This is a genomic window from Marinobacterium arenosum (assembly GCF_019795155.1).
In the GTDB taxonomy this organism is placed as follows: domain Bacteria; phylum Pseudomonadota; class Gammaproteobacteria; order Pseudomonadales; family Balneatricaceae; genus Marinobacterium_C; species Marinobacterium_C arenosum.
Map to the genome: position 1 here is coordinate 51,288 of NZ_JAILYN010000025.1, position 15,857 is coordinate 67,144.

Annotated in this window: 14 protein-coding genes; 9 read left to right on the forward strand and 5 right to left on the reverse strand. The window is 61.0% G+C overall.

The window, feature by feature from the left end:
• Positions 1-10: 10 nt before the first annotated feature.
• Complete coding sequence (locus K6T12_RS12715) at positions 11-757, reverse strand: hypothetical protein (RefSeq protein WP_222223074.1); 747 nt, start codon at positions 755-757, stop codon at positions 11-13.
• A 209-nt stretch (positions 758-966) separates the two neighbouring features.
• On the opposite strand from K6T12_RS12715, the gene K6T12_RS12720 reads away from it, so the two are divergent.
• Positions 967-3,312, forward strand: a complete 2,346-nt coding sequence (locus K6T12_RS12720; RefSeq protein WP_222223076.1) for a DUF6351 family protein — start codon at positions 967-969, stop codon at positions 3,310-3,312.
• 6 nt (positions 3,313-3,318) lie between these two features.
• Here K6T12_RS12720 and K6T12_RS12725 read toward each other — a convergent pair whose 3' ends face one another.
• Both K6T12_RS12725 and K6T12_RS12730 read right to left on the reverse strand, forming a co-directional pair.
• Positions 3,319-3,951, reverse strand: a complete 633-nt coding sequence (locus K6T12_RS12725) for a DUF2238 domain-containing protein (RefSeq protein ID WP_222223078.1) — start codon at positions 3,949-3,951, stop codon at positions 3,319-3,321.
• Positions 3,952-4,021: 70 nt separating this feature from the next.
• Positions 4,022-4,765 (reverse strand): TSUP family transporter, encoded by a 744-nt coding sequence (locus K6T12_RS12730; RefSeq protein ID WP_222223080.1) that lies wholly within the window; start codon positions 4,763-4,765, stop codon positions 4,022-4,024.
• Positions 4,766-4,865: 100 nt separating this feature from the next.
• On the opposite strand from K6T12_RS12730, the gene K6T12_RS12735 reads away from it, so the two are divergent.
• The 3 genes from K6T12_RS12735 (at position 4,866) to K6T12_RS12745 (ending at position 8,555) form a co-directional block, all read left to right on the forward strand.
• Positions 4,866-6,266, forward strand: a complete 1,401-nt coding sequence (locus K6T12_RS12735) for a sigma-54 interaction domain-containing protein (protein ID WP_222223082.1) — start codon at positions 4,866-4,868, stop codon at positions 6,264-6,266.
• Between the two features lie 178 nt (positions 6,267-6,444).
• Positions 6,445-8,085, forward strand: a complete 1,641-nt coding sequence (locus tag K6T12_RS12740) for an acyl CoA:acetate/3-ketoacid CoA transferase (RefSeq protein ID WP_222223084.1) — start codon at positions 6,445-6,447, stop codon at positions 8,083-8,085.
• A 203-nt stretch (positions 8,086-8,288) separates the two neighbouring features.
• Positions 8,289-8,555: a hypothetical protein gene (locus K6T12_RS12745; protein ID WP_222223086.1), complete on the forward strand. Its 267-nt coding sequence runs from the start codon at positions 8,289-8,291 to the stop codon at positions 8,553-8,555.
• A 145-nt stretch (positions 8,556-8,700) separates the two neighbouring features.
• Here the strand turns inward: K6T12_RS12745 and K6T12_RS12750 are convergent, their stop codons facing one another.
• The gene (locus K6T12_RS12750; RefSeq protein WP_222223088.1) at positions 8,701-9,612 is read right to left on the reverse strand and encodes a DMT family transporter; all 912 of its coding nucleotides are present in this window, start codon (positions 9,610-9,612) and stop codon (positions 8,701-8,703) included.
• A 304-nt stretch (positions 9,613-9,916) separates the two neighbouring features.
• Between K6T12_RS12750 and K6T12_RS12755 the strand changes: the two genes are divergently transcribed.
• From K6T12_RS12755 to K6T12_RS12770, 4 genes are all read left to right on the forward strand, one after another.
• The gene (locus tag K6T12_RS12755) at positions 9,917-10,987 is read left to right on the forward strand and encodes an MBL fold metallo-hydrolase (RefSeq protein WP_222223090.1); all 1,071 of its coding nucleotides are present in this window, start codon (positions 9,917-9,919) and stop codon (positions 10,985-10,987) included.
• Entirely contained in the window at positions 10,987-11,376 is a 390-nt protein-coding gene (locus K6T12_RS12760) for a VOC family protein (RefSeq protein ID WP_222223092.1), read from the forward strand. Before K6T12_RS12755 ends, K6T12_RS12760 begins: the two co-directional genes overlap by 1 nt.
• A gap of 75 nt (positions 11,377-11,451) precedes the next feature.
• Positions 11,452-11,934 (forward strand): GNAT family N-acetyltransferase, encoded by a 483-nt coding sequence (locus tag K6T12_RS12765; protein WP_222223093.1) that lies wholly within the window; start codon positions 11,452-11,454, stop codon positions 11,932-11,934.
• A 24-nt stretch (positions 11,935-11,958) separates the two neighbouring features.
• The gene (locus K6T12_RS12770; protein ID WP_222223095.1) at positions 11,959-12,705 is read left to right on the forward strand and encodes a carbon-nitrogen hydrolase family protein; all 747 of its coding nucleotides are present in this window, start codon (positions 11,959-11,961) and stop codon (positions 12,703-12,705) included.
• Between the two features lie 202 nt (positions 12,706-12,907).
• Here K6T12_RS12770 and K6T12_RS12775 read toward each other — a convergent pair whose 3' ends face one another.
• The gene (locus K6T12_RS12775) at positions 12,908-14,050 is read right to left on the reverse strand and encodes a GNAT family N-acetyltransferase/peptidase C39 family protein (protein ID WP_222223097.1); all 1,143 of its coding nucleotides are present in this window, start codon (positions 14,048-14,050) and stop codon (positions 12,908-12,910) included.
• A gap of 193 nt (positions 14,051-14,243) precedes the next feature.
• Between K6T12_RS12775 and K6T12_RS12780 the strand changes: the two genes are divergently transcribed.
• Complete coding sequence (locus K6T12_RS12780; RefSeq protein WP_222223099.1) at positions 14,244-15,728, forward strand: RimK family protein; 1,485 nt, start codon at positions 14,244-14,246, stop codon at positions 15,726-15,728.
• Positions 15,729-15,857 lie beyond the last annotated feature (129 nt).

A 15,857-nucleotide genomic window follows, 5' to 3' on the forward strand; every position in this document is an offset into this window, starting at 1 on the left:
CTTCAGTGGGTCAGTTGGCAGCTTCTTCCGGACGCAACTGGGAGATTTGGCTGGCCGAGAAATCTTTGTCGGGCAGCAGCCGGATCAAGTTGCGAGCGGACTCTTCGACCGCGGTGGTGAAGCTGATATTACGTTCGCTACCGGTGTCCTCGGCCAGGATCAGCTCCTCGATCCCCTCCCAGACAATCGAGCCGTTGCTGGTATCCCAGATCTGGAAGAACATCCGGATGTTGGCGTGCTTGGTCTGGAACAGCCGGTAGCCCAACACGCTGAACCGCCCGTGGCTGCCCTGGTTGAAACTGGCCAGGTTCAATTGCACCAGGTACCGCGCATTGACCGCGCCGCCGATCTTTTTCAGCCGGTCACGATCGAAGATACCGGTAGCCTGGTAATCCCTGAACATCGACTTGTACTCGTTCGCCAGCCCGGCCTGGTTGATGGCGCCAAGTGCCTGTGGCAGCGGCGTGTGGGGGATATCCGGCCGCTCCTTGTCGAGCATTTTCGAGAAGATGAACGCCATGGTCTGTTTATCTTCCTCCTTACCGGTAATGGTCGAAGGGCTGATAAAGGCCACGCCATGCTGTTGCAGTTGGAGGGCGTCCAGGTCAATGGCGTTATGTTGGGCGGTAGAGTGCTTCTGGGAAAGCGAACAGCCCGCCAATAGCCCGATAGCCAGCAGCAGGGTGCATAGCTTGAAGGCCCGGGCCTGGTAACGTCGGACAAAGAGTGGGGGACGTAGGGCGCTATGAATGGTCATCTGCCTGCTCCTCATACTATGGGTTTCGCACGCTGCAGATGCATCAGCTCAACAGGATTGTGCTGGTGCTGTTTAATCTTTGAAACACAGGTTTACAAAAAGTTTAGTTCGCGTTTTGAACTTTCCTCCAGTTTCCGGTATCGACATGGCTATATCCGTGGGCAACCCGCTATCCGAGCTGAATCCGAGGCGATTGGGAGGGGAGTCTTTTGGCAAAGCAACGCAGCAAGCGCTCTTTCTGGCGTATTTTCCTGGCGGCAGCAACCTTGATCGGTCTGGTGCCGCTATTGGTGGCGGCCGGACTGATCGGCTATCTCGAGTTCAAGGTCGACCAGCGCGATGCCTTGAAAAATCAGGTCGCCGGGCTGCCTTTGTCCGCGCTCAATACGCCCGGGATTTCGTCCTATCATGGGCCCCACCCCAGTCTGCTGAGCCGGGCGCCGGATCCATTCGAGTATCCGATCCGGCTTGGCCAGCTGGGACCGCAGGCGCATATCTATGCCGGGCCACACCAGTATCCCTTTTACTGCCGTACCGAGGAGTCGGGCCTTGGCCAGCCGCTGGTGGACAATCAGCGTGGTGAAGGTGCGCCGGTTTATCAGGAGATCAACCGACGCAAGACCGATCAGGTGATCGGCTACACCCGCGATTGTCTGCTGCCGACCAATGCCCGTTACTGGTACAACCGCGAGGGCACCGAGGATTTCTTTCCGCTGTCGCAGGCACGTGGCGATATCGCCAAGATCGAGATCGATGGTGAGTCGGTTGACTTCATCGTCCGAGTCGAAACCGGTACCATCAACCGCTTTATTTACGTGATCGCCGCGTTGAAAGGCCCCCGCGGCACGCTGGCCAAGCCGGATGGCAGCCGTTGGAATCGCCGCCTGGTTTACCAGTTCCGGGGCGGTGTCGGCATCGGCAGGGTGCAGGGACGGGCCAGCCCGGAGGATGTGTTGCATCGGCGCATCGACCAGCTGCGCGATGGTTATGCGGTGATCTACTCCAGCGCCAATCAGACCAGCAACCACTACAACATCTGGCTGTCGGAGGAGACCGCATTGCGGGTCAAGCGGCAGTTCAACGCGCTCTATGGCGAGGATCTGTACACCGTGGGTATCGGCGGCTCCGGCGGTGCCGTCCAGCAGTACCTGATCGGCCAGAACGGCAGCGGGCTGATCGACGCTGCGATTCCGCTCTACTCCTACCCGGATATGATCACCCAGACCACTTACGTGTTCGACTGCGAACTGCTGGAGTATTACTTCGATGTGACCGGCGCCGATAACCGCCGCTGGCGCGACTGGGAGCAGCGCCGTCTGGTGGAAGGGATGAACGCGCTGAACGGCTTCGTCACGGAACGCTCGATCGTCTATGACATTGGTTTGATGCTGCAGAACCAGCCGCCGAATTACTTTTCCGGCACCAGCGAGTGTGTCCATGCCTGGCGGGGCCTGACCCCGCTGGTCAACAACCCGCGCTTTATCCATCATGCCAACCGCTATGCGCCTTCGGTCCATGAGCGGGTGCATTGGACCTACTGGGATGACCTTAAATATATATTCGGTACCGATGGCCAGGGCTATGCCCGTCACACCTGGGACAACGTCGGCGTGCAGTACGGCCTGGCCGCACTGCGTGGCGGTGAGCTGAGCCCGCGGGAGTTCCTGCACCTCAATGCCAATGTCGGTAGCTGGAAGCCGCACCCGCAGATGAGCGATGCCCGGTTCTGGAAATGGGGCGGCAACACCGACCTGCTGAGCTTTTCACCCTGGAGTCACCACAACATGAATCTGAGTCCGGATGGTGGTGCCACGCCGGCACCGCGTATGCGTGGCGATATACCGGCGATGGAAGCCTCCTACCGCTCCGGCCAAGTGTTTATCGGCCGGATATCCATACCAATCGTCGATATTCGTCACTACCTGGACGATCAGCTGGATATGCACCACAGCACAGCTTCGTTTTCGACCCGCCAGCGGATGATCGAGGGGCAGGGGCATGCCGACAACCAGTTGATCTGGATGACCCGCAAGCCCCATTCACCGCTGCCGGAGGCGTTCGAATTGATCGACCGCTGGATGCTGGCGATGCTGGCGGCGGATGATCGGGATGCGCGGCACTACAAGCCGATCGATGCGGTCGATCGCTGCTACGATGGCAAGGGCCGGCTGATTGCCCAGGGTGAGCATGTCTGGGACGGCGGCTGGAATAGTCGGCCGACCGGCCAGTGCAGCCACCGTTACCCCAGCTACAGCCTGTCGCGCCGGGTGGCTGGCGATTCCATCGCTGGCGATATGCTGAAGTGCCAGCTGCAACCGGTAGAGCAGGCGATCGAGCGGGGGCTGTACGGCGCGGTCGATATGACCCCGTACCTGGTGCAGTTGCGGACGATCTTCCCCGATGGAGTATGCGATTACAGCCGACCGGACCGGGGCCGGCCGGCCGATCTGCTGGCGCCACCGCGCCAACCGCAGTACCTGACGCTGAATCCCGGGCTGCAGAGCGAAGACGACAACGGCCGTATGGCACAGCACTCGCCGGCAACGGCGCATTGACCACCGTTAGCGCGACCTCAGTTGCGCCAGTTGGCGGTCATGTAGCCGACCCAGCAGCAGTAATGCGAGGATCGCACCGCTCAATGCGAAGGCCATGTCGGACTGGGTATCCCAGATGTAACCCTGGGTTCCCAGAAAACTGTCGCCGGCCTGCTGGCTTAACAGCGCCACCCACCATTCGATCAGTTCGTAGAAGGCGCTGAGCGCCAGGCAGAAACAGACGATCAGGAAGTTGCGCCAGCTTGTGCCCTTGATCACCGCTTTGCGCAGTAGGATCTCGCGGGCGACAAGCGCCGGTACGAACCCCTGCAGAAAGTGGCCCAGCTTGTCGTAATTGTTGCGTTCGAATCCCACTGTGGCTTTCAGGTAATCGAACACCGGCACCTCGGCGTAGGTGTAATGGGCGCCTACCATCAGCACGATGGCGTGCAGCAGGATCAACTGATAGACCAGCCGGGTCAGCGGAAAGCTGCGCCAGGTGACCAGTAGCGCGACTGCTGCCGCCAGTGCCGGTGCAGCCTCGAGCCACCAGATCAACCGGTCTTTGGGGGCAATTGCCGACCAGACCAGTACTGCCAGGAAGCAGATCAGCCAGGGTACGGCCAGTGGTCGGGCCGGGATTTTATCCGGTGGAGTCATAGGCGGTTCCTGAATGGAAGGACGTTACCACCTTAGGGTGGTTCAGCGGCATTCGCCAGCCGGTGAATGCTCAGGCCGTGATCAGCAGGCTGGTGCCGATCAGGATCAGCAGCGCGAAAGCGAATCGCCGTAGCCAGAGTTCACTGACCGGTGGCGGATATTGTTTGCCGATCCAGGTGAACAGTGCCACCACCGGCAGGGCCAGCGCAGTGTAGAGAAAGATCTCCAGGTTCAAGCCGTCCTGCAGACCGATCAGTGCCGTGCGACCGATGCTGGTGATCAGGAAGATCGACAATAGGCAGAGGCGGATGGTACGCAGCTCCAGCGGTTGGCGGTAGAACTGGTAAACCAGCGGCGGTCCGGCAATCGAGAACAGGCCGCCGATCACGCCTGCCGCAGCGCCCGCAGCGCTGAATGCCACGGCGCCTGAACGCTGCTTGAGCGGTTCGGGTTTCAGCATGATGAACAGGCCACCACAGACGATCGTCGCGCCCAACAGCAGCTGCAGTGTACGGGCGAATGATTCGCTCAGATAATCCAGCAACCAGACGCCGAACACCAGTGCCGGCACCAAGCCGGCCAGGGCGGCAACCACCGCGCGTTTGTCGATGGCACTCAGATTGCCTTTCAGCACCAGCACGCCATTGGCCAGGCTGACCAGGCTGATTACCACGGTGGTGAAGGCGACCGGTGCCAGCCCGAAGCCAGTGACTCCACCCAGTACGATCATCCCTAGTGCGAAGCCGGTAACGGTCTGCACATAGGTGCCGAGCGCGATGATCGCCATAAACGGCAACAGTGTTTCGACGGTCATTAGCAATCCTTGAAAAAGGGGCGCCATTCTACTCGTTATGGCGTAGCAGTGCCGCATCTCCGATGCTGCAGCGATGCAGTCATTCTGGCACACTGCTGCTATGAGCGAGATTCATACGGATGCACTGCATCGGATTCTAGAAAATACTCCCGACGGACGTCGGCTTTTCGAACTGTTGTCCGGCGCCTGCCAGGGGGCGATCGTCATCGACAGCCGCTGTAAGGTTGCCTGGATCAGCGATGCCTACCGCCAGTTGCTTAGCGTGTCGCCTGACGCGGCGGTATTGGGCCGGCCGGTCGAGGAGCTGCTGCCGACCAGCCAGTTGCCGCGGGTGGTACGCAGCGGCAAGCCGATGTTCGCCGACCTGATGCAGCTGAACGAACGCTGGTGCCTGGTCAATCGGATGCCGCTGCGGGATGAGCAGGGCGAGGTGATCGGTGCCATCGGCCTGGTGTTCTATCAGGAGCTGGACAGCCTGCAGCCACTGTTCGACAAGTTCGCCCGGCTACGTCAGCAGCTGGAGAGCCACAATCTGATCCGCTCCAGCAAGTACGCGCTGGATGACCTGATCGGTGAATCGGAGGTGCTGAAACAGCTGCGCCGGCAGGCGTTGCGCGCCGCCCAGCTGGACACCACGCTGCTGCTGCTGGGCGAGACCGGCACCGGCAAGGAGCTGCTGGCGCAGGGCATTCATAACGCCTCGCCGCGCTGCCAGGGGCCGTTCGTCGGTATCAATATGGCGGCGCTGCCGGAATCGCTGGTGGAGGCGGAGCTGTTCGGAGCGGCCCCCGGCGCCTATACCGGCATCGACAAGCGGGGCCGGCAGGGAAAGGTGCAGCTGGCCAACGGCGGCACCCTGTTCCTCGACGAGATCGCCGAGATGCCGCTGACCATGCAGGCCAAGCTGCTGCGGGTGTTGCAGGAACGGGAGGTGGAGGCGCTCGGCTCCAACCGGCTGGAAAAGGTGGATGTGAGGGTAATCGCCGCCACCGCGGTGGATCTTAAGGAGCGGGTGGCGCGCAAGGAGTTCCGCGCCGACCTTTACTACCGGCTCAACGTGTTGCCGATCCGCCTGCCGCCGCTGCGCGACCGCAAAGAGGACATTTCACTGATCAGCCATCACCTGCTGAACCGGATTCAACAGCAGGCCCAGCTGCCGTCGCTGGCGCTGAGTGAGCAGGCGTTGCACTGGCTACAGCAATACCCCTGGCCGGGTAACGTGCGCGAGCTGCACAACCGGTTGGAGCGGGCCTGTGTCATGGCGGAGGGTGAGCGGATCGAGCCGGTCGACCTGGGCGCGTACGACGACCTGCCGGCTCAGCCGCTAGGCCAAACGCCGGCAGGGCAGTCCAGCTTGGCGGAGAGCCGCTGGCAGGCGGAGTGCCGTACGTTGCAGCAGGCGATCGACAGCTGTGCCGGCAACAAAAGTCGTGCCGCCCGCCAACTGGGTATCTCGCGTGCTACATTGTACGAACGGTTGAAGCGATACCAGCTGTCCTGACAGTTGTCCTGATAGTGCCGGACAGCTAGACACTAATGTCTGACTATTCAGACGGTTAGCGCTATGCAGATCTCGAATGCTTTGTTATAAGTATTTGAAATAATTATGGATATATCTTCTGGCTTGGTCTTTGCTGGTATCTCAGTGCTGGTCAAATAAAAACAACAGGGAGCGGAGTATGAGCCAATTCATCAGCGCAGAGGATGCCGCCAGTCTGATTCCAGATGGAGCCACTGTCGCCACCGGCGGCTTTATCGGCATCGGTTTTGCCGAAATCCTCGCCAAGGCGATCGAACAACGTTTCCTCAATCAACGCCAGCCGCGCAACCTGTCGCTGGTGTATGCCGCCGGTCAGGGCGACGGCCAGCAGCGTGGCCTGAACCATTTCGGCCACGAAGGCCTAATCAAACGCGTGGTGGGCGGGCACTGGGGGCTGGCTCCGAAGCTGGGCGAGCTGGCACTGGCCGATAAGATCGAAGCCTACAACCTGCCGCAGGGGGTGATCTGCCACCTGTTCCGCGACATCGCCGCCGGTAAACCCGGCACCCTGACCCGTGTCGGCCTCAACACCTTCGTCGATCCGCAGCTGGAGGGGGGCAAGATCAACGCCATCAGCGGTGACGATCTGGTCGAGCGGATCCAGCTGATGGGCGAGGATTACCTGTTCTACAAGGCGTTCCCGATTGATATAGCACTGCTCCGTGGCACCACCGCCGACCGGGACGGCAACATCTCGATGGAGCGCGAAGCGTTGCCGCTGGAGACATTGGCGATCGCCCAGGCGGTACGCAATAGCGGCGGTAAGGTCATGGTGCAGGTCGAGCGGATTACCGAACAGCAGTTGCTGCCGCCGGACCGGGTGCGGATCCCCGGTATCCTGGTCGACTACGTGGTCCAGGCGCCGGCCGAGGATCATCCGCAAACTTTCGCCGAGCCCTACAATCCTGCCTACAGTGGCGAGATCCGGCTGCCGCCGGTGGAATCCCCGGTCCAGACATCGCCGCTGTGCGCCCGTAAAGTGATCGGCCGTCGGGCGCTGATGGAGCTGCGTTCCGGGGCGGTGGTCAATTTGGGGATCGGCATGCCGGAGGTGATCTCGGCAGTCGCTGCCGAGGAGAACCGGCTCGATGATTTCACCCTGACGGTGGAGCCGGGCGGCATCGGCGGTCAGCCGGCCGGCGGACTCAGCTTCGGTGCGGTCAGCAATGCGGATGCGATTATCGATCAGCCGGCCCAGTTCGATTTCTATGATGGCGGTGGACTGGATCAGGCGTTTCTCGGCCTGGCGGAAACCTGTGCCGAGGGGCACGTCAACGTCAGTCGGTTCGGCAACAAACTGGCCGGTGCCGGCGGCTTCATCAATATCAGCCAGAATACGGCCGACCTGTATTTCCTTGGCACCTTCACCTCCGGTGCGCAGCAGTTGGAGCTGCACAATGGTCAGCTGAACGTGATCAGCAACGGCCCGGTGAAGAAGTTCCGCAAGGCGGTCCAGCAGATCACCTTCAATGGCCAGTATGCACTGAGCCGGCAGCAGCGGGTGACTTTCATCACCGAACGGGCGGTGTTCCGGTTGACCGAGCGCGGCCTGAAACTGATCGAGATTGCGCCCGGCATCGACCTGCAGCGCGATATCCTCGACCAGATGGAGTTCCGGCCAATCATCGATTCCGATCTGGTCACCATGGACCCGCGATTGTTCAACGATGGCCGGATGAACCTGCAACATCGCGGTAGCATGCCGATCAGCCATATGCGTGCGCTCTGGAGCCGCGCCTCCGAAAGCGTCGACAGGGCCGAAGCGGCATTGGTCTGCTAGCCTGTCTTAATCAGGTTTTCCCCAGCCGGCGCGGCCTTGCGGCTGTGCCGATTGTTTCACCCGATTTACATATTTCTCGCGAGCTTAGGTTCGCCAAACCTTTCTTGAATGCTAGTCGCTTGATTCCAGGTCAAGGCTCGGGCATGGCATCTATATTGCTGACTGTAAACGTATAAAAGCGTCAAAACCGGGAGGCAGCAGCAATGGCTCAGAACAGTGGCAATCGGCGGGCGCCGATGGCAATTTTTTCAGTCACCATATCCATCCATGCCCATAGCAGCGAGGAGGCCAAGGCACGGTTGCAGGAGATGTTGGCGAGGGGAATGGATGCGCCAGCACCGGTGGAGGCGGTGGCAGCGGAGAGCTACCGGGATCTGGTCGCCGATATCCAGATCGCGGAACCGGTCTGGTGTGAACAGCTCATTTCGGAAAAAGAGGCGATGGCCATTCCCCTTGAACCCGAGGGGTAGTCCATCTCGTCAAGACGTTGCTGAAGGAAAGTGTCGGCGGGCCGGCTAGCTGCTAGGGGCCGCCGATGCTCGTCAGGCGATCGCCAAGGCGATGGAAGTCCTGCTGATCAACGGTACCCGGTCCGTTTGCCTTCGTTACTGGAGGTCACTGTTGTCGTAGCGACGGTTCGACGGTTCGACGGAGCCGAAGAAAACCCGGCCGCAGTATGCCGATGCTCAAGGCGGTGCCCAGCAGAATCAGGCCGCAGCAGGCCAGCATGGCCGGTGTTATCGGCTCATCGATCAGCAGGGCGCCCCAGCCCATCGCAAAAGCGGGTATCAGAAAGGTGACACTGACACCACCGGTTGCCCCCAGGTTGTTGATCAGTCGGAAGTAGAGCAGGTAGGCAAATCCTGTACAGGCCACGCCCAGCACCAGCACGCTGGCCCAGTCGCCGGCCGACGGCAGCACCGTAGGCCAACTGTACAGCGCCAGCGGCAGCAACAGCGCGGTCGCCGCCAATTGACTGCCGGCGGCGATCACCAGCGGCGCCACGCCGGCCAGTTTACGGCTGCTGTAGTTGGCCGCTATTCCGTAGCACATTGCACCGCCCAGTGCCGCCAGCACCGGCAGGCCGCCGCCGTCGAAATTGAGCCTGCCCTGGCTGGCGATTAAGCCGACCACCCCGGCAAAACCCAGAAACAGCCCGCAACAGCGTGCGGCGGTCAGCCGTTCGACGCGTAACAGGCTGGCGATCAGCGCGCCGAACAACGGCGCGGTGGCGTTGATGATGGCGGTGACTCCGGAGGTCAGATCCAGCATCGCATAAGCGAACAGGCAGAAGGGCAGTGCCGAGTTGATCAGGCCGACCACCAGCATCGGTCGCGCATAGCTGCGCAAGCCAGCCAACTGGCCACTGCGCAGCAGCAACGGCAGCAATACCAGCGTGGCAAACAACACCCGCAGCTCGATCAGCGGTATCGCCCCGAATGCCGGTACCGCAACCCGCATGAACAGGAAGGACCCACCCCAAAGGGCGGCCAGCAGTATCAGGTCACGCAGGTCGGCGCTATTCATCGTTGTTTATCCATCGGTCAGATTTACTCGGTTGCTATGCTAGCGCGCTGCTGGTCGATCGGCTCGCCGGAAACGGCCATCTAAATATTTCGCCCAGAGGGGGGGGTAGGACTGACTTTAGTCGGCCAGGAGCCCGCAGGGCTCCGCAACCGGCTGCGACAGTGGTGCACTAAAATACGCCCTACAAGGGCCTGCGTTGACGAGATCGAGCTGTGGGTGCTTTATGCCTTCAGACCCTGAGAAAAGCAACCGGGCTGCAACTAAGCTAAGAGCAGTATCGAAGCGCCTGAGAGAGGTGTGCAGGATGATCTTTGAACAGTTCCGCGCCGGCGGTTGCCTATCCTACCTGATCGGCTGTGAGCAGCAGTGCGTGGCAATCCTGGTCGATCCGGAAGTCAGCTTGGTGGACCGCTACCTGGCCAGTGTCGGCCGGCATGGCCTGCAGTTGCGCTATCTGCTCGACACCCATACTCATGCCGATCACTTCTCCGCCAGCCATACGCTGTCCCGAAAACTCGATCTGCCGGTGATCATGCATCGAAAAAGCCCGACTCCGTTCGTGCAGATCCAGGTCGACGACGGCGAAAGTATAATCGTCGGCGACCTGCGTCTTAAGGTGCTTTACACGCCGGGCCATACCGCCGACTCGATCTGCCTGCAATTGGAGGATCGGGTGCTGACCGGCGATACTCTGCTGATCGGCTCCACCGGCCGGACCGACCTGCCGACCGGCGATCCGGCGCAGCTCTATGACAGCCTGTTCAACACGCTGCTCAAGCTGCCGCCGGCAACCCGGGTCTACCCGGCTCACGACTACCACGCGCAGGAACACTCCACGCTGGCCTACGAGCTGGCCAATAATCCCCGCCTGCAGGTGAAAGACCGGGAGGCCTTCATTGCGCAGATGAACAATCTGAATATGAAGGCACCGACCCACCTGACCGAGGCGTTGCGGATCAACTGCAGCGGCGGCGATTCGATCGATCAGCTGATCGCCGAGGCGGCCGACCGGATCTCGTTCATGTCGATCGACGAGGTGTACCGGCGGGTCAGCGGCGGTGACGATAGCCTGCTGGTGCTGGATGTGCGTGAGCGCGATGCGTTCGAAAAGAGCCACATCCCCGGGGCAACCCATATTCCCCGTGGTCAGTTGGAGTTGCGCGTAGACGGTGCCTTGCCGGACCCGACCCAGCGGATCCTGGTGTACTGCGAGCAGGGCAAGATCTCTACCCTGGCAACCGCGATGATGCGCCGTATCGGCTATGGCCGGGCGGTCGCGTTGGACGGTGGTTTCCAGCAGTGGCGGCTGGCCGGTTACCCGGTCGAGAAAGGAAGCCCGCCGTCAGCAGCCACGCCAGCCGGGGAGGGTAACTGATGAAACCCCATATCACGCTGATCACCCTGGGGGTGGCAGACCTCGACCGGGCGATCGAATTTTACGCCAAGGGGTTGGGTCTGCCGCTGAAGGACAGCCCGGCAGGGGTGGCGTTTTTTGCAACCGGCAGCACCATGTTGGCACTCTATCCGCGCGACAAACTGGCCGAGGATATCACCATCGACGACGACGGCCGGGGTTTTGCGGGCATTGCCCTGGCCCACAATGTAGAATCTCCCGAAGCCGTCGACGCCACGTTGGCGGAAGCGGTCGCCGCCGGCGCCGATCTGGTCAAGCCGGGCCAGAAGGTGTTTTGGGGCGGCTACTCCGGCTACTTCCGCGACCCGGACGGGTTCTACTGGGAGGTGGCCTTGAATCCGTTTTTATAGCCATCTTCACGCGTGATGAAAGATACGCGGACGATGCCGGCAAGCCATCACAAGAACTGAAAGCAGGAGCTGTACGTGCAGGATGTAACCATTCGCCCGGCCACCGCGGACGATGCCGCGCTGATCCACCAATATATCGTCGAGCTGGCGATCTACGAAAAGGCCGAGCATGAGGTCAAGGCCAGTGTCGAGGAGATCCGCGCCTCGCTGTTTGGCGAGCAGTCCACCACCCGGGCGCTAATCTGTCAGATCGCCGGCGAGCCGGTGGGCTATGCAGTCTATTTCTTCAATTACTCCACCTGGCTGGGCAAGCACGGTCTCTATCTGGAAGACCTCTATATTTCGCCGAAACATCGCGGTACCGGCGCCGGCAAGGCCTTGCTGAAGCATCTGGCGCAGATCGCCGTCGAGCGCGGTTGCGGCCGCTTCGAATGGAGCGTGCTGGATTGGAACGAACCGGCGATCCAGTTCTACCGTTCGATTGGCGCCCGCCCGCAGGACGAATGGGTCGGCTACCGGCTGGCCGGTGATGCCCTGGTCGAGTTTGCAACCCGCTGAATTCGCCATCACCGAGGACCGAACATGGCCAGCTTTACCCTTGCGATCGCCCAGTCGCAGTCAGAGCGGGGCGATATCGCCGGAAATGTCGCCCATCATCTGTCGTTCGTCGAATTGGCGGCGGAGCAGGGCGCGCAGTTTGTCCAGTTTCCGGAGCTGTCACTGACCGGCTACGAGCTGGATATTGCCGCCGAGATGGCGTTGACCGGTGACGAACCGGTATTGGCGCCGTTGCGCGAGCAGGCAACGCGCCTTGGCATCGCGGTGCTGGTCGGCGTGCCGCTGACGGTGGTCGGTGGCAAACCGCAGTTGGCAACTTTGGCATTTATGCCGGATGGCACGTTGCTGCACTATGCCAAGCAGTACCTGCATGGCGACGAGTGTCTCCATTTTCAGCCGGGCGCGGCCGACCTGTTGCTGAATCTGGGCGATCAGCGGTTGGCACTGGCGATCTGCGCCGACACCAACCGGCCCGAGCATGCCGCACGGGCTGCCGAGGCGGGAGCCACCTTGTACAGCGCCGGCGTGCTGTTCTCCGAGCGCGGCTATGCCGCCGACAGCACACAACTGCAGCGCTATGCCGCCGATCACCGGATGCTGGTGGCGATGGCCAACCATGGCGGACCGACCGGCGGCTGGAGTTCGGCCGGCCGCAGTGCAATCTGGAATCCGCGTGGCGAGTTGCTGGTGGCCGCCGAGAATACCGGGCCGATGTTGCTGCTGGCCAGCCTTGATGACATTGAATGGCGGGGACGGGCGATCGGCTTGTAATTGCTGTCGCCATTGTCGGGCGTTACCTAAGACGCCACCGCCTATTGTCTGTGATATTCAAAGAATCCAAAAGCGTCGCCCGCGGAGCGGGCTGCTACGAAACTCTGTAGGGCGTCACCCGGGGCGCCGCCGCCGTAGGCGGTTTTCTGGCAGAAGGATTGCAAATCCGCAAAGCGCTCCCCCAGCCTGGGCGAACGGTTTGTTACTGCTTATTTGCTGATATCCCATCCCGCGGCCGTAACACCAGCGAGCAACGCAGCCGGCGGCGGCCGAACGCGGCCATTCGGGCGAACTCGTCGAATTCGATGGGTACATCCAGGTAGTCGGTTTCGGTCAGCCAGGGGTCGTGCTCCAGCTCCGGATCGGTCAGGTAGATGAAGCGCTCGTCGGCGGCGGTGACCAGCACCCAGTGCGGCGCCTTGTTGCGGTTCAATCGCCAGGTACTGATCAGACAGATCAGCACTGCGCCTTGCTGCAACAAATCACGCAGCTGGTCGATAGCCAAGTCCTGGTAATGCATCTTTACGTCGGTTTCGCGCAACTGATCGCTGAGATCCTCATGCACCAGTTCGATCACCGCTTTCTTTTCCGGATCGCGCACGCTGTCCAGAAACGGCACGTCGGTCTGGTTCAGATAGACCTCCACCTGCAGGTTGCGCCGCCAGGCACTCAGCGCCAGACCTTGCGGTGAGCAGCCGCCGTGGCCGGCGGTCATGAAGATGGTGGTCGACTCGCGCCAGATCTGCAGCTCCTCGCGGCGGGTCATCGGGCGACCGGGGTCCAGATGGTGCAGCGCCATCAGCAGACTGGCCGGGCCGCAGGTAAAGGGCGTGGTCTGCATATAGAGCCGGGTATGGACCGGCCGCCGATGGCGCTGGCGGATACTCTTCTCCATCCGCAGGCCGTCGCTGTCGTTTTCGTAATAGCCGGGTAGCTGCTGGATCTGGTGATAGCCGAGCCGATGGTAAAGGGAGATAGCCGGCTGGTTGTCGACGGCCACCTCCAACCGCATGAAGGCGCAGCCATGCTGCTCGGCGAACTGCTCCGCCCGATGGATCAGTTCGGCGGCAATGCCCAGGCCACGCGCCTGCGGATCGACCGCCAGTGAATAGAGCCGCGCCAGACTGGTGTTGCTCCGGTAGAGGATCAGGATGTAACCGAGCACCCGTTTTTCCCGCTCATTCTGCTGATCCTGTTCTGCCAGCAATATCAGGCTGTGCTGCTGCTTGACCAGCCGCTGGAAGCTGCGGCGCGAAAGACGGTCGTTATCGAAGCAGAGGTTTTCCAGTGCGACAAGGCGATCGACATCGGAACTCTGGGCGGGGCGGTAGGAAAGCGGGCTCAAGGGGCGGATTCCAGACTGAGATAACAAATAATATCAGACAGCATAACCCGGCGAGTATCCCATGGTGCTGTGATAACTCCTTATCGTATCGGTGAAAAAATATCATCGTAAATCGGCCTGGTCAGAGCTTCTGCGGCCGCACGAGCAGGCGCATACTGCAGCCTTTCTCAACTCATGGAAGGTAGCTGCCGCCGTGTCATCGTTCTATGTCGTTGTCGACGATTTTGCCGACTGGAAACCCTATTATCCCAGTGACGACGTCATCTCTTTTGAAACCTATCTGAACCTGGCCGCCCGGCCCGGCGGCGACCGTGTGCGGGTGATCAACTGTTGCCGCAATACCCGCGCGCTGGGGCGCGCCTACTACTGTTCGCTGCTGGCGGAAGGGCGCGGCCACCACGTAATTCCGACGGTGCAGGTATTGAACGACCTGCGCCGCAAGTCGCTGTACAGCCTGGAGCTGGGCGACACCAAGCGGGCGCTGGACAAGCTTGCCGGTTCGGCGCTGAGCGACAGCGATGATGAGGCGACCCTGCGTTTCCGGGTGTTTTTTGGTGAAACCCTGCTGCCGGAACTGAAGGAGCTCGGTAAACAGCTATTCGAGCGGTTCGCCTGTCCGGTGCTGGAGGTGCAGCTGCATCACGGCCGCGAGTGGCATGTCGAGAAGATCCAACAGGTGGCGGTGCGCGATATCAGCGCCGAAGCCGAACAGGAGCTGTTCGCCCATGCGCTGGAGCGGTTCAGCAGCAAAATCTGGCGTAAGCCACGCTACAAGCGCCGTTACCGCTACGAATTGGCGATGCTGGCGGATTCGCAGGAAGAGATGCCGCCAAGCGACAAGACGGCGCTGAAACGGTTTATCAAGGCGGGTAATCAGCTGGGTATCAATGTCGAGCTGATCGGCAAGCGGGATTACAACCGGCTGCCCGAATATGACGGCCTGTTCATCCGCGAAACCACTTCGATCGACCACCATACTTACAGGTTCGCCCGCAAGGCGGAAGCCGAGGGGCTGGTGGTGATGGATGATCCGACCTCGATCCTGCGCTGCACCAACAAGGTCTACCTGGCCGAATTGTTGCGCACCCATAACGTACCGACGCCGAACACCCGGATCGTCAGCCGGGGCGACCGTGCCGAGATGGATGAGCTGTGCCAGGCGTTCGGCTTTCCGATGGTGCTGAAGGTGCCGGACGGTTCCTTCTCGCGTGGGGTGGTCAAGGTCAACGACCGCGAGCAGCTGGAGTTCGAACTGCGTCAGCTGATGCAGAAGTCGGCGCTGATCATCGCCCAGGAGTATCTCTATACCGAGCACGACTGGCGGATCGGCATCCTCAACAACAAGCCGCTGTACGCCTGCCGCTATTACATGGTGCGTGACCATTGGCAGATCTACCACCACAAGGAGGGCGGCCAGGTGGCGTCAGGTGACTTCGACACTCTGCCGACCTACGAGGTGCCGCGCCAGGTGCTGGATGCCGCCCTCAAGGCCTCCCGCTTGATCGGCGATGGCCTGTATGGCGTCGACCTGAAGCAGGACGGCAAGCGTGTCGTGGTGATCGAGGTGAACGACAACCCGAGCATCGATGCCGGCGTCGAGGACAAGTTCCTCGGTGAAACCCTGTATCACGAGGTGATGGCGGAGTTCCTGCGCCGCATGGCATTGCAGAAACAGTAAACAAAAAAGGTTCTTCGACGATTCCCGGGGAGTCCCAAAACAAAAACGGCGGAATGGTATATGGTGAAGTCGCCAAACACACACCAAAACCAAGCCGCCGTTTATGCTCAAGGATTCTGATCTTAACAG

Coding starts and splice junctions, on each gene's coding strand:
- K6T12_RS12715 (WP_222223074.1), bottom strand. CDS start 757: ATGACCATTCATAGCGCCCTACGTCCCCCACTCTTTGTCCGACGTTAC.
- K6T12_RS12725 (WP_222223078.1), bottom strand. CDS start 3,951: ATGACTCCACCGGATAAAATCCCGGCCCGACCACTGGCCGTACCCTGG.
- K6T12_RS12730 (WP_222223080.1), bottom strand. CDS start 4,765: ATGACCGTCGAAACACTGTTGCCGTTTATGGCGATCATCGCGCTCGGC.
- K6T12_RS12735 (WP_222223082.1), top strand. CDS start 4,866: ATGAGCGAGATTCATACGGATGCACTGCATCGGATTCTAGAAAATACT.
- K6T12_RS12740 (WP_222223084.1), top strand. CDS start 6,445: ATGAGCCAATTCATCAGCGCAGAGGATGCCGCCAGTCTGATTCCAGAT.
- K6T12_RS12745 (WP_222223086.1), top strand. CDS start 8,289: ATGGCTCAGAACAGTGGCAATCGGCGGGCGCCGATGGCAATTTTTTCA.
- K6T12_RS12750 (WP_222223088.1), bottom strand. CDS start 9,612: ATGAATAGCGCCGACCTGCGTGACCTGATACTGCTGGCCGCCCTTTGG.
- K6T12_RS12755 (WP_222223090.1), top strand. CDS start 9,917: ATGATCTTTGAACAGTTCCGCGCCGGCGGTTGCCTATCCTACCTGATC.
- K6T12_RS12760 (WP_222223092.1), top strand. CDS start 10,987: ATGAAACCCCATATCACGCTGATCACCCTGGGGGTGGCAGACCTCGAC.
- K6T12_RS12770 (WP_222223095.1), top strand. CDS start 11,959: ATGGCCAGCTTTACCCTTGCGATCGCCCAGTCGCAGTCAGAGCGGGGC.